At 39.2% G+C, this 20026-nt stretch carries 25 protein-coding genes; 23 read left to right on the top strand and 2 right to left on the bottom strand.

What is annotated here, in order from left to right; translation table 11 throughout:
- The 8 genes from HY987_RS11475 to HY987_RS11510 form a co-directional block, all read left to right on the top strand.
- Positions 1 to 286 (top strand): hypothetical protein (locus HY987_RS11475; protein ID WP_292758766.1); only part of this gene is annotated, 286 nt, incomplete at its 5' end.
- Positions 287 to 329: 43 nt separating this feature from the next.
- Positions 330 to 1130 (top strand): hypothetical protein, encoded by an 801-nt coding sequence (locus HY987_RS11480; RefSeq protein WP_292758769.1) that lies wholly within the window; start codon positions 330 to 332, stop codon positions 1128 to 1130.
- A gap of 308 nt (positions 1131 to 1438) precedes the next feature.
- A complete protein-coding gene (locus tag HY987_RS11485; RefSeq protein ID WP_292758772.1) occupies positions 1439 to 1861 on the top strand; it encodes a DUF1616 domain-containing protein in 423 nt (140 codons plus the stop codon).
- Positions 1862 to 2133: 272 nt separating this feature from the next.
- Positions 2134 to 3060, top strand: coding sequence for an SDR family oxidoreductase (locus tag HY987_RS11490; protein WP_292758775.1), 927 nt, complete (start codon positions 2134 to 2136; stop codon positions 3058 to 3060).
- A 103-nt stretch (positions 3061 to 3163) separates the two neighbouring features.
- Entirely contained in the window at positions 3164 to 4891 is a 1728-nt protein-coding gene (locus HY987_RS11495; RefSeq protein ID WP_292758778.1) for a glycosyltransferase family 39 protein, read from the top strand.
- Between the two features lie 330 nt (positions 4892 to 5221).
- Positions 5222 to 6454, top strand: coding sequence for a GDP-mannose 4,6-dehydratase (locus HY987_RS11500; RefSeq protein ID WP_292758781.1), 1233 nt, complete (start codon positions 5222 to 5224; stop codon positions 6452 to 6454).
- Positions 6455 to 6522: 68 nt separating this feature from the next.
- Positions 6523 to 6963: a GtrA family protein gene (locus tag HY987_RS11505; protein ID WP_292758783.1), complete on the top strand. Its 441-nt coding sequence runs from the start codon at positions 6523 to 6525 to the stop codon at positions 6961 to 6963.
- Positions 6964 to 7112: 149 nt separating this feature from the next.
- Positions 7113 to 8732 carry an NAD(P)/FAD-dependent oxidoreductase gene (locus HY987_RS11510; protein ID WP_292758786.1) on the top strand — a complete coding sequence of 540 codons (1620 nt, stop codon included), beginning with the start codon at positions 7113 to 7115 and terminating at the stop codon, positions 8730 to 8732.
- 210 nt (positions 8733 to 8942) lie between these two features.
- On the opposite strand, the gene HY987_RS11515 is transcribed toward HY987_RS11510, so the two are convergent.
- The gene (locus tag HY987_RS11515; RefSeq protein WP_292758789.1) at positions 8943 to 10082 is read right to left on the bottom strand and encodes a heparan-alpha-glucosaminide N-acetyltransferase domain-containing protein; all 1140 of its coding nucleotides are present in this window, start codon (positions 10080 to 10082) and stop codon (positions 8943 to 8945) included.
- Positions 10083 to 10258: 176 nt separating this feature from the next.
- The gene (locus HY987_RS11520) at positions 10259 to 11893 is read right to left on the bottom strand and encodes a PIG-L family deacetylase (RefSeq protein ID WP_292758792.1); all 1635 of its coding nucleotides are present in this window, start codon (positions 11891 to 11893) and stop codon (positions 10259 to 10261) included.
- A gap of 724 nt (positions 11894 to 12617) precedes the next feature.
- Between HY987_RS11520 and HY987_RS11525 the strand changes: the two genes are divergently transcribed.
- The 15 genes from HY987_RS11525 to HY987_RS11595 all read left to right on the top strand — a co-directional run bounded on the left by HY987_RS11525 (position 12618) and on the right by HY987_RS11595 (position 19987).
- Positions 12618 to 12911 carry an energy-converting hydrogenase A subunit A EhaA gene (locus HY987_RS11525; RefSeq protein WP_292758795.1) on the top strand — a complete coding sequence of 98 codons (294 nt, stop codon included), beginning with the start codon at positions 12618 to 12620 and terminating at the stop codon, positions 12909 to 12911.
- A 15-nt stretch (positions 12912 to 12926) separates the two neighbouring features.
- A complete protein-coding gene (locus HY987_RS11530; RefSeq protein ID WP_292758798.1) occupies positions 12927 to 13430 on the top strand; it encodes a hypothetical protein in 504 nt (167 codons plus the stop codon).
- A 9-nt stretch (positions 13431 to 13439) separates the two neighbouring features.
- Positions 13440 to 13688 (top strand): DUF2109 domain-containing protein, encoded by a 249-nt coding sequence (locus HY987_RS11535; protein WP_292758801.1) that lies wholly within the window; start codon positions 13440 to 13442, stop codon positions 13686 to 13688.
- A 1-nt stretch (position 13689) separates the two neighbouring features.
- Entirely contained in the window at positions 13690 to 13974 is a 285-nt protein-coding gene (locus HY987_RS11540; RefSeq protein ID WP_292758804.1) for an EhaD family protein, read from the top strand.
- Complete coding sequence (locus HY987_RS11545) at positions 13967 to 14227, top strand: EhaE family protein (RefSeq protein WP_292758808.1); 261 nt, start codon at positions 13967 to 13969, stop codon at positions 14225 to 14227. The genes HY987_RS11540 and HY987_RS11545 overlap by 8 nt, the downstream gene beginning before the upstream one ends.
- A complete protein-coding gene (locus HY987_RS11550; RefSeq protein WP_292758811.1) occupies positions 14224 to 14709 on the top strand; it encodes an EhaF family protein in 486 nt (161 codons plus the stop codon). The genes HY987_RS11545 and HY987_RS11550 overlap by 4 nt, the downstream gene beginning before the upstream one ends.
- Complete coding sequence (locus HY987_RS11555; RefSeq protein ID WP_292758814.1) at positions 14706 to 15386, top strand: EhaG family protein; 681 nt, start codon at positions 14706 to 14708, stop codon at positions 15384 to 15386. The genes HY987_RS11550 and HY987_RS11555 overlap by 4 nt, the downstream gene beginning before the upstream one ends.
- 22 nt (positions 15387 to 15408) lie before the next feature.
- A complete protein-coding gene (locus tag HY987_RS11560) occupies positions 15409 to 16086 on the top strand; it encodes a proton-conducting transporter membrane subunit (protein WP_292758816.1) in 678 nt (225 codons plus the stop codon).
- 129 nt (positions 16087 to 16215) lie between these two features.
- The gene (locus tag HY987_RS11565; RefSeq protein WP_292758819.1) at positions 16216 to 16431 is read left to right on the top strand and encodes a DUF788 domain-containing protein; all 216 of its coding nucleotides are present in this window, start codon (positions 16216 to 16218) and stop codon (positions 16429 to 16431) included.
- Between the two features lie 64 nt (positions 16432 to 16495).
- Positions 16496 to 17356 carry an NADH-quinone oxidoreductase subunit H gene (locus tag HY987_RS11570; protein ID WP_292758822.1) on the top strand — a complete coding sequence of 287 codons (861 nt, stop codon included), beginning with the start codon at positions 16496 to 16498 and terminating at the stop codon, positions 17354 to 17356.
- Between the two features lie 16 nt (positions 17357 to 17372).
- Positions 17373 to 17633, top strand: a complete 261-nt coding sequence (locus HY987_RS11575) for a hydrogenase (protein ID WP_292758825.1) — start codon at positions 17373 to 17375, stop codon at positions 17631 to 17633.
- A gap of 11 nt (positions 17634 to 17644) precedes the next feature.
- Positions 17645 to 17968, top strand: a complete 324-nt coding sequence (locus HY987_RS11580; RefSeq protein WP_292758829.1) for a DUF2104 domain-containing protein — start codon at positions 17645 to 17647, stop codon at positions 17966 to 17968.
- On the top strand, positions 17965 to 18390 hold the full coding sequence (locus HY987_RS11585) for a DUF1959 domain-containing protein (RefSeq protein WP_292758832.1): 426 nt from the start codon (positions 17965 to 17967) through the stop codon (positions 18388 to 18390). The genes HY987_RS11580 and HY987_RS11585 overlap by 4 nt, the downstream gene beginning before the upstream one ends.
- 14 nt (positions 18391 to 18404) lie before the next feature.
- Entirely contained in the window at positions 18405 to 18854 is a 450-nt protein-coding gene (locus HY987_RS11590) for an NADH-quinone oxidoreductase subunit B family protein (protein ID WP_292758835.1), read from the top strand.
- Positions 18851 to 19987: a nickel-dependent hydrogenase large subunit gene (locus HY987_RS11595; RefSeq protein ID WP_292758837.1), complete on the top strand. Its 1137-nt coding sequence runs from the start codon at positions 18851 to 18853 to the stop codon at positions 19985 to 19987. Before HY987_RS11590 ends, HY987_RS11595 begins: the two co-directional genes overlap by 4 nt.
- Positions 19988 to 20026 lie beyond the last annotated feature (39 nt).

Genomic DNA, 20026 nt, shown 5'->3' on the forward strand with positions numbered 1-20026 from the left:
ACTACCTCGACTTCGCAACACGAATCACCAACCACATGAACGACAACCACCAAGCACCACCCTACGGCTACATCGGACTAGGAAAAATCAGCTACCAATCACAAGTCTACCTCTACACCCGCATACTAAGCATATACAACAGTACCGGGACTTTACCAACGTATGTGACTGTCAAACCCTTCACAGCATCAAATATACCCATAGTCTACAAACCACCAGTTGTATTCACTTTAGCAGAGATTCTTGCTGCAACGAGCGATGTTCAAGATTATTTGGATACATATAAACATCTGCCTGAAAGTGCTGAAGTTGCGGGAGTGACAGTTAATATGGCTCAGTACCTGTATTTACTGACGACTGCCACTGTACAAATTAAAAACAATCAAAATTCACCAATAATACTGCTGGAGGCTACATTACCCGGATACAGTGAAGAGCAATTGAGTGCGGGTACTTTAAGTATTTCACAATACGTTGAATTTGCCCAGAGAATCTCAAGCCACATAAATGAAAACCACCAGGCACCACCCTATGGTTTAATTGGCCTGGGAAAAATCAGCTACCAATCACAGATCTACCTTTTCAACCATATACTGAACTCATATCTGAGTTGTAATGCTTTGCCAGCTACGGCCATTGTGAAACAGTTCGCATTATGTAAACCTGTATGGATCACAAGCGACAATATAATTAATACGGCAGTAGACACAGCCCGTATGCAAGCAATTGCAAATCTGCTAATATCTTGGGGAGTAAATGCAAATGTTTATGGTTTAGGCTCTAATACACATTATTCTGTTCTCGAGTCTAATAATATACCACAAGACGCCTTAATAGTCAACATATATGGTGGAGCATGTGCTGCAACTATCTATGAAATGGGCCTAAATTCTTATAAAGCTCTAAAGGGAAGTAGAGAAGTTTATTCGATCTGGATATCTCCACCTGCTTTAGATATTAGAGGTTTAGCCTGGTTACCAAGGGCTCATGATGATGACTTCTCATCTCCAAGTTTCACAGGATTGGCTAACCCTGACCAATTCCTGACCAGCCATGGATTTAATTTCTTGGTGTGTGGTGGAGATATTGCACAAATGGCCAGTGCAATTTTCAACGAAGCACGAACCTGAGTTAACCCTATTAATAGATATTTGGCTTTTTTAAGCCAATATCAACCTTTTTTTAATCCTTTTTTTAAATTGTATAATTAATGAATTATGTGATAAATTTATTATGAATTAAAATTATAATAAATTAAAAAATACCAATACAATTAAAAATCGTATATAATTTTTATAATATAACATTATAAAGGAAATAGAGAATTAATAATGGTACGTGTAATAGTTTACTCATAAAAGGATAATTCAAGATAACATTGAATTTTACTTACAAGGACTCTTAAAATATATTAAATCCACGATATGGAAGTATCATAATGGACTTTGATCGGACTATTTCAATTTTAATAATAATTGCCCTCATTGCCGGAATGATAGGTGTATTTTATATCACATTGTCACCCGCGAAAGTAGATGGATTCACTGAATTTTATTTACTGGGTCCTGATGGAAAAGCCGGGGATTATCCAACAAATTTAACAACCGGTGAGCAGGGTAACCTTACCATAGGCGTGGTTAATCATGAGCATTCAACACAGAGTTACCTGATTAAGATTAAAAGAAACAACACTATCCTGAAAGAAGAGAATATTTCCCTTCAAAATGATGAAAAGAATGAAATACCTTTCCAATTCACAGGAAACACTCCGGGTGAGTATAAACTGGAGTTTGAGCTTTACAAATTACCCGATACCAAAAATATTTACAGATCAGTCTTTCTTTTGGTAAACGTTAACTAAAAAACGTTAACTATAAAAAAACGTTAACTAAAAATTCTTGGATAGAGTTCACCATGATGTTCTTAAAATAACCATGGTGTTCTTAAAATAATGTTAATAATGGTATTGACTAATGTAATGGGCAGTAACAAATTGATATGTAGTTACCCATCAAGTTATTTTATAGCTAGAAAAATATCATCGTATTAGTCTATCGTTTACCTAATTTCCCAAACAAAATAATAATAATAATAATAATAATAACCGAATAAAAAGAATTTAAAGGAGTTTAAATGAAGAACAAAAAAGTTGCAGTAACTGGAGGGCTTGGTTTCATTGGATCACACCTGGTGGAGGAACTTTGCCAGGAAAATGAAGTAGTTATTGTGGACAATGAATCCACCGGCAACATTAAAAACATTAAACACCTGGAATTAGATAATATCAGCCTTGACCTGGGTGACATCACTGAGATTGATCTTGAAAAGAGTTTTGAAGGCTGTGACTATGTTTTTCACCATGCTGCCATGGCCAGTGTTCCGGCTAGTGTGGCTGATCCACTCAACTGTAATTTAGTTAATGTCACCGGAACTTTGAAGGTTCTCATAGCCTCCCGGGACAATAACGTGAAGAAAGTTGTCTTTGCTTCCTCTGCCGCAGTTTACGGAGATAACACTGACTTCCCACTTTCTGAGAATACTCCCTTAAAATCCATTTCACCTTATGCTTTGAGTAAAGCCACTGGTGAGATGTACTGTCAGCTTTTCGCTGACATTTACGGGTTATCAACTATTTCCCTCCGGTACTTCAATGTTTTTGGCCCCAGGCAGGACCCTAATTCTCAGTATGCTTCGGTAATTCCCCATTTCATCAGTTCCATGTTAAATAATGAAAGACCGGTTATATTTGGTGATGGCCAGCAGAGCAGGGATTTTATCTATGTTAAGCACATTGTGGATGCCAATTTGAAGGCCTGCCAGACCAAGGAGGCTGGTGCATTTAACATAGCAACCGGGATGAGCACCACTGTCAATCAGCTGGTGGATATAATCAACGAAGTTCTGGGGAAAGATTTGGATCCCATTTATGATGAACCAAGACCGGGTGATGTTAAACATTCACTGGCAGAGGTTTCCAAAGCCAAATCATTTGGTTTTAATCCCTCTACTGATTTTATGGGGGAACTGGGGGAAACAGTAAACTGGTTTGTTGAAAATTAAAATTTGAATAGTTAGCTGTGAATTTAAAAACATATTTTATTATTTTATCGAAGAATTGCGAATAATTTGATGAATTTAAAAGACTATTTCTAAGGGTGGTAATTTGGATCAGGACAAAAAACAGGGTAATGTTATTTCCAGAAGCCTGAAACAGGTTTGCCATAATCCGCTCATTGTATTGATTCTCATCACCCTGGGAATTGTTTCTTATTTTTTGAGTATTCAGATGAGGATAGGTGTTCCTTACTGGGATGTTTTTAACTATCTTAACAATGCACTTTACTTTGCAGGCATGGAGGGTGGGAGTGTCGCTATCTTCTTACCTTCCCTGCTTCCCTTACTCACGTCCCTCCTTTTTAGAATGGGATATGTCTCAATTAATGTTATTTTCATTGTAAGTGGCTTCATATCTATAGTAGGAGTTACTGGATTTTACCTCCTCTTAAAACAACGTTTTAATCCTATTCAAAGTTTTGCAGGTAGTATAATTTTCATTTCATTGCCGGTGATGCTGTCATGGGTTGTCAGTGGTGGTATAGATATCCCAGGAGTTGTTTTTTCAATCTGGGCGATTTATTTCCTGATCATTGGCTTGAAAAAGGATTCACGATTTTTATACTTTGTTCTACCCCTCGCGGTTATTGCCATCATGGCCAGGTACACTTCTGGCCTGATAATTTTACCCATACTCATTTACCTTCTGATAAATCTAGATGAACTTAAAACTAATGAAAACTTGAAAAAAATCATTTTAGGAGTTTTAATAGAATTTGGAGTTCTAATAGTAGGGAGTATGTATTTTTTTGTGAAATTGGGTGCTACTGCTTCTATATTCAACCTGATTTTTGCAGTGGCAACCGCCACATCCACTGGAGCCGGTGATGTGGCCTACAACCCCAACCTTTTATACTATCTTCAGAATCTATTGAATTACATCTCAGTTGGTCCCATTCAGGGTACATATCAACAGATATTAAACCCATCCATGGGAATCCCATCAATATTATCATATGTAATTGCCATTATTACCATAGTTGGACTTTCATTTTACATTTACAGAGGCGCGAAATCAAGATTTGGCATGGTTAATCCATCACCCTTAAACCGGAGTAACCTGCTGAAATTCACACTGACCCTGGTTTTAGTTGCAGGATTTGTGATCAGTTTTTACTTTAAATCCCTGATTATCAGTGAAATCCTGTTAATCTCCGTACTATATCTCTTATATCTCTTCTTATTTAACGGAGCCAGTGACGATTCTAAAGGAAAAGCTAGCCTGGATTTCATGTTTATATCTTGGTTTGGTGTTTTTTTCATATTTCACAGTATTTTACCCTTTAAGGTTGACCGGTACTTCATTACAATGGCCCCGGCATTTGCATATTTCATAATTCTTGGTTTCAGCCAATTCATGGAGCTTGTGGATATAAAATCAAGGATTACAAAATCCAGTTTCCGAAAATGTGGAGTTTACTTGATCCTTGCACTGGTACTCTTATCATCAGCTACAGCAATTTATGTCGGCCATACACCTAAAAAAACTTTTACCATTGATATTGGTAATTCAAGCGACTGGATAAAAGAGTATGACCCCCATTACCATGATAAAAACATAAGGTCTGATTATCCAAATGCAGTTAGCTGGTATCTTAAAATGGATGTGCTGGGGGCATATCCCAGATTGTTCAATACCACAGGGGAATTTGCTGATTATCTTAAAAATAGTAATGTGGATTACTATATTGACTCTACCAGCCAGTCCCATCCAGACATTGAAGGTTATCGTATCATCAAGTCATGGGGAGTGGTGGTAATATACCAAAAATTATAGGGGCCAAAAAGTATAGGGGTATTGTTAAAAAAAGTACAAACATGTCCAAAAATAATATGACTCAAAAAATAATGAGAGATTAATAAAAGAATTAACAGTTGATGGGATAAAATATTTAAATAAGAGATGATTATACTTAAAAAAATCAAATAACCTCAATTAATAGTAGATAATAATTTTTGAAAATAATAAATTTAAATTATTGAAAATTTAATAGAGAATAAATTGATTATTGGACAGTGGTTTTAATTTGAAAGATATCATTGGATTAAAAGATATCAATTGGACAGTTATTTATTAATTGAAAAAGATCATTAAAGAGGAATTCAAATGAATTGGAAAAACAAAAATGTGCTTATAACTGGTGTAGGCGGATTTGCCGGCTCTTACCTTGCTAAAGAGCTTATCAATCAAGAAGCTAATGTTTATGGATTGGTTAGAAGGAGAGCTGACGGTACATTAGCCAAAAATATTGTGGATCGAGGTATTGCTGGAGCATTAACCCTTGTTGAGGGAGATTTGACTGATTTAACCTCACTGACTAATGCTATGGAAGAATCTGAACCGGATTACATTTTCCACTTGGCTGCTCAGTCCTTTGTTGAACGATCATTTGACAACTCCCAGGAAACACAGCACATTAACTGTATTGGAACTTCCAACCTCCTGGAAGCCATGCGAATGGAAGAATCCGACTCCAAAGTAGTCTTCGCTGGATCCAGTGAAGAATATGGTCTGGTATTATCCTCCCAGGAACAGTATGAAAAAGCCAAAAAAGACTACGGAACTATTTTCCCTGAACCAGAAGAAATCCCTGAGGTACCTATAAAAGAAACCAACCCTTTAAGACCAATGTCACCCTACGCAGTGTCCAAGGTCTACGGTGATTATCTCATGAGGAACTATTATCACTCCTATGGGTTAGATACCGTGGTTTCCCGTGCTTTCAACCATGAGGGAGCTGGAAGAGGAATAATGTTCGTAACCTCCGTGGTTACTAACCAGATCATGAAACTGAAATCTGGTGAATCAGACCGTATTGTCATTGGAAACCTTAATGCCCTGCGGGACTGGTCCCATGTTAAAGACATAGTCCAGGGATACCTGTTACTTGCTGAAAAAGGACAATCAGGAGAAGTTTACAACCAGGGCTCCATGCGCACCAACTCCGTACTGAGCTACATATTACTGGGCTTAGAAGAAGCAGGATGGAATGTGAATAAGATTGAAACCCTCAAAGGCGATAAACAGATCCAGGACCCCAATGAAATGGATAACAGTTCTATCTTTGGAATTAAATTCCCAAAAACCAAGATTGACCAGTTAATTTTAGAGGAAAAACTGGAATACACCCTGGAAGATAAGGGAATACGAGTTAACACCGAACAAGGGGATGTTACAATAGAATTCAATCCGGACAGATTCCGGCCGGCTGAAGTCCCAATTCTACTGGCTGACACCAAGAAGATCCAGGCTATTGGTGGTAAAATCGATTACACCCTCAATGATATATTAAAGGATCAGCTGAATTATTTCCTGAAAAAAGAGAATAGAACTTCCTAAACTCTTTTTTTACCTATTTTTTTCTAAAATAGACTGGATTTAAACAACATCTTTGTTAGAAATAGGGAATGTTCATGAAAGCCCGTGCCAAAAGTTTGAAGAACAAATTAATATCAGAACAAACTGATAAAACTCATATACAACTCTTCAGATACGTTTTCACAGGCGGGGCTGCATTCATTGTTGATTTTTCATTGCTTTTGATCCTTACTCATTTTTTTGGAATTTATTATCTGACTTCAGCAGCGGTAGCATTTGTTTTAGGTTTAATAGTTAATTATGTCCTCAGTATAAACTGGGTTTTCAACAGAAGGACTATGGATAATAGGAAGCTCGAGTTTGGGGTTTTTACATTAATAGGATTAGTGGGTATTGTTTTAAATGAAGTGTTTATATGGTTTTTTACTGAAAATTTAGGAATTAATTACCTATGGTTATCCAAGATCATGGCTGCATTTATTATTCTATTCTGGAATTTCTTTGCCAGGAAATTTGCTTTGTTCAGATAAACCTCATCACCTAAGAAACTATTCACCTAAGAAAATCACTGGTTAACTAAGATTTAAGTATCCACCATTATCAGTATCCAAATAAACAATAATTTTATTAAAGATAGATAGGGATATTGAAAATGTTAAAACTTTAGTAACGGTAAAACATGACTAAAACTCCAAAAAAAGCCATTATAATTGGTGCGGGTCCTGCAGGGTTGACAGCCGCCTATGAGTTACTTGATAAAACAGATATAAAACCGATTATATATGAATCAAGTGATTCTATTGGAGGAATTTCAAAAACCATTAATTACAAAGGTAACAGGATCGATATTGGTGGACATCGTTTCTTTTCAAAATCACCACAAATTATGGAATGGTGGACCAATATTTTACCCATTCAGGGCGCACCAGCACGTGATGATAAATTAATGGAACGTGAAATACCCATTAATCAGGAATATGTAAAAAGGGATATAAGCTATGGAAAAACTGTAACCCTCCCTTCACCCGACCCTGAAAAGACAGATAAAGTAATGCTCAAACGCAGCAGATTATCACGGATTTTTTTCCTTAGAAAATTCTTCGATTATCCTGTGTCATTAAATTACAATACATTCTCCAATTTAGGGGTCACAAGAACTACTAAAATTGGCCTAAGTTACATTAAAACATCCGTTCACAAAATAAAACCTGAAAAATCCCTACAAGACTTTTTCATCAACAGATTTGGCATGGAACTGTACCTCATCTTTTTTAAGGATTACACTGAAAAGGTGTGGGGTGTTTCCTGCAGCAAAATCACCGCCGAATGGGGTTCCCAGCGAATAAAAGGACTTTCTGTTTATAAAACTATTGTTCATGCATTGAAAAAGAATTTATCCGGTGATTCTTCCATATATCAGAAGAACGTGGAAACAAGTTTAATAAAAGAGTTCATGTATCCCAAATACGGGCCGGGCCAGTTATGGGAGGAAGTTGCAAGCATTATAATGGAAAATGGCGGAGAGATCCATACCAGTAATAGAGTGACCAGTATAACTGCCAGCGAAGATCTTGTATCTCAAATTACTACCGTTGATAAATCCACCGGGACTTCACATGAGATATCAGCAGACTATTTCATTTCAACAATGCCAGTACAGGATTTGATTAATTCATTACAGTGTGATGTGCCGGAAGATGTTTTAGATGTGTCTAACGGCCTCATGTACCGTGATTTTATAACCGTGGGCTTGCTACTGGATAAATTAAAGATTAAAAATGAAACCAAAACACCCACTGTTAACAATTTGGTGCCGGATAACTGGATCTATATCCAGGAAAGAGACGTGAAAATAGGCAGGCTTCAAATATTCAATAACTGGAGTCCGTATATGGTTAATGATGCTGATGATGTATGGATTGGTCTTGAATATTTCTGTAATGAGGGTGATGACTTGTGGAGCATGACCAAAAAAGATTTCCAACGATTTGCCATTGATGAGCTTGAAAAAATAGGTATCATTGATCCAGAGGATGTGAAGGATGGCGTGGTTATTAAAGTTAAAAAAACGTACCCTGCTTACTTTGGAACCTATCCTCAGTTTAATCTAATCAGAGAATATACTGATCAGTTCAAAAACCTGTTCTTAATTGGAAGGAACGGTATGCACCGTTACAACAACATGGATCATTCCATGTTAACTGCCATGGCTGCTGTTGATAATATTATCAAGGGTGAAACTTCCAAGGATAACCTTTGGGAGATCAACACTGAAGAAGACTACCATGAATCAGACTAGGTTAAATAATTTATAAGTAATCGTTATTTAAAGCTAATAAATCTTAGAAAGACTAATAAATTCTAAAAAAGGCTGATAAATTCTAAAAATAAAGATTAAATCTTTAAAAATCATATTAAATATTAATCCCTTTATTTATTCAATTACTTTTACTTAAGATTCATATTTTGACACTGTGTTCTTCTTATTTTAATTATTTCAAAAAAAAGGTTATAATTTAATGTAAATATGTCTCCAGTGCATTATAGATGCTACAATTAACCATATCAGGACTACGAGAAGCCCATAAGCCACCATTCCTGCACCAGGCCCTAATATATCCATGAAATATATGGTAGATACATCGTAGAAACTGAGGGGGATCTCTCCCATGTTGGTGAAAAAATCCATGTGCATTGGTATGGTGAATACAATGGATAGTATGTATATCACCAGAGCATTAAGGCCCATGGGGATGGCCCAGAAGAAAGCATTAGGCCACCTTTTAATATCAAGATAGGAGAACATCAATGTCAGGAATAGGGTTCCTATGCCTGCGCATACCAGAATAAAACTGGAGGTCCAGAGCTGTTTGTTAATGGGTAAAACCTGGGAAACTAATAAACCTATTATGATGGATATTATCCCACCTACCAGCAAAATACCCATGGTTTTCCAGTTGTGATCTAGTAACTGTAATGTTCGGCCAATACATAATCCCAGTAAAACCAGGGCAGTTGCAGTAAGAATACTCAAAATACCTTCGGGATCACCATTTGCATTAATGGTATGATTTGGTGTTAAAATCTGAAGGTCCAGCCAGTCATCAACGTTGTTTCCCGGTTCTAATGTACCTGCAGGTATTCCTGGCGCCCCCACACCAAGGAGAATTGCACCGTGCACCAATAGGAGGATAGCCGCGGCCAGGAGTATCCAGCGAGGTTTCGATTTTGCCAGTGGCGCGGCACAAAGTGATGAAAGAGCAATGAGTTGCAGTACTCCGGGGATTCTTATCATAGTGAAATTGGAGGTGAACCAGTTAAGTCCCACACCAATAAGGAAAAGGGCAACCACTCTAAAGAGGAAATGACCCCATAAACTACGTTTAGAAGCTCCAGAACGAGCAGCAAAAGAGTAGGCCATGGATACCCCTACAATGAAAAGGAAGGAAGGGAAAACCAGATCAGCAATGGTAAGACCATTCCAGGAAGCATGTTCAAAGATCCATGGGGTGGATTCAGAGAAGGCCATGGCATTTACAAAGATCATTGCGGCAACGGCAAGGCCTCTGAACACGTCCAGGGAGATCACTCTCTTCTTTTTCACTGTACTTCCTGTACTACTTACCCTACTGTTAATAATTTCACCCATTAAATTCCCTCGTGCTTATCATTTCTATTCCGTTATTATGTCATCAGACCCCTATCTACATCCAACTCATTTAGATACCACACAGATAACTCCTGATAAGTCATCCAGATGCGTGATTTTAATGTGAGATATTTAAATCTGCAGAGATGTTAATCCCTGACTCTTATTTGTCAGGGTTAAAAATTGGCATCTGCTGCAGAAAGGATATCCTGTGATTCTTCCTGGTTCACCAGACCAAAATTATTACCACCAACTTCAGATTTAGAACCAGTTACTGAGTTTGAAACCTGTTTAGCGGTTGTTACTCCAGGATTGGTGTTTACAATAAATCCGGCAACTTCAGAAGTTACTCCTCCAAATAGACTGTTATCTGCTGTGGCTATTTGATCTGGGAATTTGAACACCCTGTAAGAAAGGAAATCCAACAATCCATTGTTTTGAGGGTTAACCATATCCGTGCTCAACATCATATATTTGGTTCCATTGAAGAGCCCCCGGGGTAGGGTGACAACAATAATACTATTTTTGGTGGTTACTGTAGGTTGCTGGTTAGAGGTTATACTGTTTTTGGCAAGTGTCTGGTATTCGGCTTTTCCATTTTTGGCCAGTATATCCACTCGTTTAACATCAGTTCCATTGAATAAACGGAGGTGGAAGTTGTATCCTAAACCGTTATTCACTGATTGTGATTGTGAGAAGAGGTATACATTGTTGTCATCGTAGGCAACTCCTGCTGCAGATAGATCATCACCTTTCTGTAGTAATCCAGTTTTATCATCATTTTTAACATCCTGATAGGAACTGGATGGCAGGGTGGTCCATATTGAATTGATACTTCCAATCTTCTGTATGTCTATTTTATGATAGGTGGCAAATACCTCATCGGTCCTTATGAATGAAAGCAAGAGGTCCCTGAGAGCGGTCACCTGAGATGCATGTGCCTTGATAGCTTTTTCCTTGGCTGCCTCCTGCGTAGCATTTAAAGAAGTAGAATACCAGTCAGCATCAAGCACACCTAGTTCGGATGGGAAATGAAGTGCTCTACTTGGCTGGTAGTTAAGGGGACTTGGCCAGGCAATGCCCTTGTGAACCAGATAAGTGTAGCTCTTACCAGTATAATTGGTCTGTAATGCAGAATATCTTACAAATGCACTGGTGGCAAAGTGATCTGGGTGATCATCTCCATCATCAGGATAGTAGATAATGGTTGGTTTGTAATCCTTCATGATCTGCTCCAGGTTCTTAACCACATTGGCACCGGTGTAGGGTGCATTTTTTTCATAGGTGAAATTATAAGGAGAGTGATCGTTCTGATTGGACCCAGAAGTACGCTTATAAGCGGTGTCCCAGTTTGTTTCCAAAAGATTTTTTAGTGATCCATCAGGATAGCCCAGGAAAATTATATTATTCGAACTTAATCCCAATGCAGTTACGGCATTAATAGCCTCAGTATGACGCAGGTCACCTATGGTGCCCTTGTAATTGACATTGTTAGTACTGGTTAAATACTTCTTAAAGTCTTCAGGACTCATTGCATCTCCAGTGGTTACCATAACCACTTCCACCGATGCATTTTTTTCCAGTGCTTTTTTAATAAGTCCCCCTGTACCTAAAGACTCATCATCAGGATGCGGAGCAACTATCAGTATCCGATCCGAAGCACTTATCTCAGGCAGGGTGCTGTACTGTAGATCTTCAACATAAACAGTGTACATATAAAATACAGCTCCTAAACCAAGAAGAGAAACTATTACTAATATCACAACACCCTTAGTTAGTCTGAATCTAGAATTATCATCATCATCAACCATTAAAAATACCTCCCCAATTTAACTTCAACTATTTTTTAAGTTCACAGAGTATAAATAAATTTATATTATTTTATGTGAACATGCGGTATTTTAGAAGTTAAGATTAAAGCATGTATAATATTCCTTTTAATAATTATGAGAGAATTTAAAAAGATTTTCAACATTTATCAACAAGTAACAATCTGTGAAAATATTTCCCTGACTTTTACGGATATGATATATAATTCATCCTAATAGAGAATATTAACCACTAATTCACCCATATGGAGCATATTAACCCTTATATAGAATATTAACCCTTAAATTACCCTTATATAGAATATTAACACTAATAATGTTTACAATCATGAAATTATAATTACAAAAAAAGCACCATAACAACTTTGAATGTTTTTAATAATTCCATTTATATTTTAAATCATTATAATTCATTTTAAAATCATTGCAAAAAGTTTATGAGAAAAGTTTAATATATGGCAAGTTAAAGATACTTTATATAACAGTAAAGAGATTAAATGACTTAGAAAAGATTAAAATCTTCTTAATAAGTTTATTTAAAGAAGATTTGTATTATCTGAGAACATCAGTTCATCAGAGAACGTCAGTTCATCAGAGAACGTCAGTTCATCATTAACCGTGAAACTCCACGGACCCTGTAAGTAATAACTCATAAGCATTCTCAAGTAAAAAGATTTATATACATAAAGGAGACCACCTATTTATCATGATTATTCATGCTAATGTGTTCAGTTATCTTATTGCCCTGGCTGCAGCCATAATACTCAGCCTGGTTTTAAGGCTTCCTTTACTCCCAGATAAGCCTATGAGGCATTCCTGGACCATCAGTGCTATTTTCCCAACTGCAGTGTTGGCTGTTGGCTTTTACGCCATGGTTTACGAGTTAGGTTACCAGGGATATATTGTTGCATTAATCACCGGGATTATCACTGCTTTATTTGCCAAATTTATTTTGGAAAAGGTAGTTCCTGTACCAGAATCGGAGGAATCCCATGAATAAAATTGGAGGAATCCCATGAATGAAATTTTAGGAATAGCAATTGCTGCTGTTATCTCCTGGTTGAACTTCGTCCTGATAGACACTTGGATGGGACTTCCAGAAGCACCTGGAGTTAAAGGTGCCGATGTAATCGGCAGATCAATTAAGGAAAGAGACGGGGATCTGGCAGGAGGATTCTTCCAGGGAAACATTGTATGCTCACCAGATGCATCTGCCGGAACATTACTAGCTTCAATTGGCTGTTACGCCATAGGAACCCCGGAAGGAGGGTTAATAGCTGCCGTACTGGTCTACTTCGGGAACCGGTTATGTGCTGACCCCGGATATGCAGGTACCACCGGAGCCCTCACCATTACAGTTATAATATTCTTAACCTCATTTATTGGTTTTAAAACCGAATACTTTATTATAGGCATGGTACTGGCTATTGTAACCATACAGGGCCTATACCACCCTGGAGCCTCACGTCTTTTAGGGAAAATAGCCCAGAAAATGGGGAGACACACCAAGTTAACCTAGGTGCAAATCATGTTAATCGAAATATTAGGTATAATAGTAGTACTCATGGCACTGCGCACACTGGTAGCCCAGAACCGTTCAGAACGTTTACTCTACCTAAACGTTATTGGTTTCAGCATGTCTGCAATCATTGCCTTATACATACAGACACCCTTCGGAGCAATCATGGCCATCACATTCTTTGTTACATCCACCCTAAGCTCCAACGCCATTGCTTATTCTCTGGGAAGGGTAAAAGAAGAGATCATGGTGAAATAAAATGTACCTTGACTTTGTAAACTTAACCACTGTATCGGCAGCAATTGCCTTAATTGGCACTGCCGGGATCATAGCCCTTCCAAAACCCCTGGATAAGGTGATCATGTTTGCACTTCTCCAGGGAGGGTTTATAGGAATGATCGTAGCTGCCAAATACCTAGACGTGGCCATGGCCGCAGCCATCTTCGACCCCATCTCTATTGTTATCTTATTAATCGGAATCATCAAATTAAATGAGGTCCGTAAGAAAAAAGAAGAATCCCAGGAGGAAGGGAACCTTGCTTGATATTTACATATGGTTCTACACAGGGGTGGCACTCACCATCCTCGGAGGAGTTGCCACAGCCATAGGCCCGGGAGTGAAAGATCCAATCGTAAGGACCTTAAACACTGAAATTGCTGCAGTAGGTGTTTCACTTATATTTTTAACCTATAACCATACCATTGCACTCGTCACTTACATTGCAGCCACAGCCATAATAACAATGATTCTCTTGAGGGCTATTGTTAGATTAGAAGAAGTGGAGGCCAAATTATGAGCAGGATTGGCAGGCTGTGGAATTCACTGGCCACACCAAAACGTATCCCACGCTTTTTCTCCATAATTCTGGGAATTTTATTACTGGCAGGTTTTCTGGTGCCCATGGGACTTAATGATAATCAACTCTACCCACGACCAGCACCACAACTACAAATAGACGAGAAAGATCCTCTGGCACCCTATGATCGAGGAGGTGTGCCTCTTGAAGAGCCAGGAATAGTACGATCACAATATCCTGAGTTTTCAGAAAAAGCAGGAATGGTAACCGGATACTTATCACCTATTGCAATTGGAGTTAGTAACACCACTCTCTACTACGGTACATCTATCTATTCATCCCCAGGGGGATTAATAGATGAAATATTATACTATTCACGAGGTTTCGACACCATACTGGAGTCCAGCATACTTATGATGGCATTTGTGGTGGCATCATGGGTGGCACTTAACTTCACCATGAGAAGGAGGGAAGACGAATGAGTGCTTCAGTACTGGTTCCCAGTGTTGTGTCCCCCATAGTGGTCTCATTATTCATTCCAGCAGTATTCACTGGTTTAATCGTTGGTCTCATTGGTCTAATGGCCATTGCCTATCAGAAAAATGATCTAAGTGCCCTGATATTAACTGATATCGTTGGCATTGGCATGCTGATCCTGGTGGCAGCTGTGGGAACCGATCTGGCAGAAGCCCTCATACTACCTGGACTAGTAGTGGAACTGGCAGAAATACTGGCCATATCCGAGATACTGTTGAGTAGGGAGATGAGAAAAACCGGGAAAACTGCAGAGTTAATCCCCTTGCCTGTGTCACTGGACATGGAAATAATGACAACTGCCCCTACTTTCCTGGCTCTTATATTAATTGCATATGGAGCATTTCTTACAGGATTCACTGGAGGAGCTGTAGCCGGAGGAGGGATTCTATTTTATGTTCTCTCAAAAAGAGTGCGCGGAGTTCCAACCGATACATGGGAAGGTATTGCAGGAATATCCGGTATTGCATGGTGCCTATGGCTGGTAGGATTTATAATATTCTTTGTATTCCCACAATACTGGCTTCTGGCTTTGTTCCTGGCAGCGTTTGGAGTGTTTATAAAAGTTGCCTTCAAAGCCGGCCTTATAGGAGTTATAGGCCGTGAAGAATTTAACAAGAAGTAAGGAGTAGTAAGGAGTTAAAAAAATGGATATAATCATACTGGGTCAACAGTTACTGGGCTACATCCCACTGGGAGACATCGTCCTTTACATGGCACCCCTCAACCTGTTCATGTTCGCCAGTGCACTGGCCTTCACTACTCTTATTGCCATAAGCCGGACTGAAACACAGGTTGAAGCTGGTTTCGGCACCCTGAAAGATAAGGAAGTCAAAGTAGGTAAGGAAGAATTCAAGATCAGACGATTCCTGGCTATTATCTGCGGACTGGCCACCGCTGGTGCTATGATCACTGGAGATCTTTTCAACTTCACCCTATTCGTATGTCTTATTGGTATTGTTAACATTGGGATAGTAGCTGCAGTAAAACAAGTGGATGTTTTAGATGCAGCCTTCCAGTATGGTCTGGTGGCCATGATAGCAACCCTACCCCTCTTCGGAGGCGCCGCCATGATCCTGGCATCAACTGGCTCCATAAGTTTACTGGAAATTGTGAATATACCCACCACCGCCATGATGGTCTTTGGATCTCTCCTCCTGTTTTTAGGAGTGGCCGGTGAAACTGGGGTGGCACCATTCTACGCCACTAAAGCAGAGATGTTCAGAACTCCGGGTTCACCATTTTTGCTGATCATTCACTTAAGCTCACTGCTGGTAATAGTTAGAGTGATTGAAATACTCCTAATCATAAATAAACCATTCTAAGAATGATTATACAAAAATATAACAAAAATGTGCTTAAAAAAAATATGCTTATAAATGGTTAAAATTGCTGGTCAAATGATTTGAACAATAAAGTCATTTCATGAATAACACATCAAAACTGGTGAAATAATGGACAAACTGAAGGTAGCAAGTTATTTAATATTTATAATCTCCATAGCAGGAATAGTTTATGCCCTCCTGTTCAACCCGCCCAACTGGGTGGTTTATGCAATTTCCATTATATTCATACCAGCAGGAATACTATCCTTTGGACTGATAGTAATGGCCAGAGGACCTAAGGATGATGAAGAAGACAAGACCAGGGAACCATTTATAGGATATTAACCCCTTTATAAAGAATATATATTAACCGTAACTAAAATATCAGGACAACTAATCGGTGATCATATTGAATTTAATGGCAAACATTTTGTTGAACGTCCTCATCGCATTTCTGGTGGGTAGTGTCCTTTTCGGACTGCAGAGGAAGATAATGGCCAGGATACAGATGAGGCCAGGGCCACCCATCATCCAGCACCTATTACACACATTAAAATTCTTCATTAAAGAATCATCATTCCCCCAAACAGCGGCAATGCCCTTTTACATAGCCATAACTGGCATGTTATGTGTTATATGGGTTTCAGCAGTTATTGTGGGTCCGGTTACTGAGGGATCACTTCTTTTGATCTTTGCAATCTATGCACTACACAAGATCGTGGAGCACAATGCAGGATCATCTTCCGGTTCACCTTACGGTAAGCTTAGCTGTGTCAGGGCAGTTTTCTCAGCAGCAGCCGAGGTTCCACTATTTGCTGTGCTTATAATCATTTACTTTAAAACTGGGACCATGAACATCGGTCAAATTGTCAGTTTACAGGCTGTCAGCGGACCCCTCATATACAGTATACCCTTAGCAGCTGCCATGTTCTTCGTGTTAATACTTTCCAAAGCCCCTTACTCCCCCTTCGCCATAACCAAAGGCAAAGATATCATTTCCGGATATGAAACAGAGCACTTCGGACTTCTCCGTGGTTATTTGATGATTTCAGAGTCAATAGCATGGTACATGCTTTTATGGGTGTTCTTAACTGTGTTCATTGGTGGATTAAGTCCACTCTGGTATCTGGTGGGCATGGTTGTAATGTCAGCAATTGTAGCCCTTATAAATGCTACCACCCCTATATTAAACCCTAATCATTCCATAATGATGCAGGTTAGCTTTGCAATAATTGGAATCGTAGGTTCATTTGTACTTCTACTATACTAACAGGAGAAACAAAAAAATGGAAATGCAAGAAAAAGACACACTGTTCCTCATGACCCTGGCGGCCTTCGGTGCCCTCTTAGCCAGTGGTTTAGCTGCATTATTACAGTGGATCGTAGTTTTACCACTTACCATAGCAGTTTTTCTCTTAATGATTCTCACCTACTTCCTTCACAGAAAGGGAGCCATTCACTTCTCAGAGAATGCTGAGAAATGGGCCATGATCCTGACTCTTGTAGTGTTCATAGCCGCATTTATATACCTTTACCGCCCCATTTAAATGGTGATTAAATGAATGAAACAATTTACCTGCTTTACATACTTTCATTTGTACTGGGATCCGTATTGGGACTGGTACTCAGCTACCGGAAATACAAGGCCCCCTATGCCATTGGAAAGCTTGATGCTCTAGCTGTGGTGCTGGCTGTTGTAGGCTGGACATTAGCCCTTAACAGTATTTTAATTACGTTCATACCAGAATACATAACCATAACCATTGGTGTGTTCTTCCTGGCAATGGTGCTGGGAATGAGACCTGGTTATGGTCGTAACGAGACATTTATCGGCATTATAATTGCAGGAATCATCTGGATTATAAGGACGGTGATCCTTTGAGGAAAGAGGATATAGAAAAAACTGGTGATATGTCCAGTTTAGATGAGGATGATGTGATGCGCATCATGAAGCTGCGAATCGTTGAAAGTTACCGCTGGAAACTGGACATAGTAAAACCTATTTCCAAGGAACTTGGAATATCAGAAGACCAGCTGGAAGAAATACTCATCAAAAGGTTGGACATGGCCAGTTTAGAGGCACTACACCCCCGTTATGAATCTTCAAAACATTACTGTATAAAAGAAAAATTACACTCTGATTTGAGATTATGCTGGCTCTCAGACGTAATGAATATATTATCTGAAGAAGAAACTGAAGAAATTAAAAATAAAATTGCTGCTGAAATATTAACCAAAGGTAAATCTTACCAGGAAGCCCTAGAAAATGGTAGAAAAGATTTACTGGAATATCTAATGAGATGAATCGAGGTAAATCAATGTTAGATGCCCTTAAAGATGTTGTAAGGAAAAGTTCAATTCACGTATGCCTTATTAACACCGGAGGATGCAACGGCTGTGACATCGAAGTGGTGGCACTCCTTTCACCCCGCTACGATTTGGAACAGTACGGTATTTACGTACACAACAACCCCCGTGAAGCAGATGTGATACTGGTAACCGGGGCCATGTCTGAACAGTGGAAGAAAAACTTGCAGAGAATTTATGCTAAAGCCCCAGAACCCAAGATAGTGGTGGCCATAGGAAACTGCCCATTAACCGGTGATGTTTTCAACCAGGAAGGATGCAAAATCTATGCCCCTGTATCAGATTTTATACCTGTAGACGCTGAGATACCTGGCTGTCCACCCCGACCTTCTGAGATTCTAGCTGCCATTTTAGCAGTGGGCCCTGATGCCATAGCAGCCAAAGGGAGGCAAAAACAATGATACTTCCAATTGGACCCATACACCCCGCACTTAAAGAACCAGTACGCCTCAAACTCAAAACAAGGGGAGAAAAGGTCATAAGTGCAGAAATCGATTACGGGTACGTTCATAGAGGAATAGAAAAAGTAATGGAAGGTAAAACCTGGCAGAAAGGAATATTCCTCTCGGAAAGAGTTTGTGGAATCTGTTCCTACATCCACACCCAGACCTTTGCCGAGACCTTTGAGAAAATAGCAGGAGAACGTGCACCCCTAAGGGCACAATATCTGCGGGTTTTAACCAATGAACTGGACCGGATCCAGAGCCACCTTCTGGCCAACTCAACCTACTTCAAAGCTGTTGAACACGAAACCCTCTTCATGTACATGCTGTATCTACGGGAGCCAGTAATGGATGCCATAGAACTATTAACCGGTAACCGGGTGAACATGGGCTGGAATGTGGTGGGAGGCGTTAAAATGGATGCCAAGGAAACCCATCTCAACAGTATCATGAAGATCATAACTAACCTGGAATCAGAGTACGATAAATACGTGGAAATGTATGAGGAAGGCCCGCTTCTAGGCCTCAGGTCAAAAGATGTGGGTAAAATGAGCCGTGAAGACGCCATAAAAGGCCGTGCAGTTGGTCCTATTGGTAGGGGTTCCGGTTTAAAACATGATGTCCGGGAAGACCATCACACCTACCGGGATCACTTTGACTGGAAGGTCATCTGGAGGAAAGACGGTGATAACTTCGCCCGTAATATGAACCGTTTTGATGAAGTTAGGGAGTCTATTAAACTCATCAAACAGGTGATTGAAAACATTCCAGAGGGACCTGTGCGGGAAAAAATTAACATACCTGCTGGATATGCGGAGTGGAGGAATGAAGCTCCCCGTGGTGAAGTCACTTACATGATTGAAACCAATGGTAATCTTATAAACAATATCTCAATTCGAACCCCCAGTATCATGAATATAGATGTCTGTGCCAAGTACATGCTGAATGATGTGGCTACAGTGGCAGATGCAGTTGCTACCTATGCCAGTGTAGACCCTTGTGTTGCCTGCACTGAAAGAGTAGTGATCACGGATGAAAGTGGAGAAAAGAAGGAATTCGATGGGCTTCACACTGTTAAATATCTCAAATAATATTTTAAACAAATTAAATGAATCTTTAAACAGTTAATA

This window comes from Methanobacterium sp. (genome assembly GCF_016217785.1).
Classification (GTDB): domain Archaea; phylum Methanobacteriota; class Methanobacteria; order Methanobacteriales; family Methanobacteriaceae; genus Methanobacterium.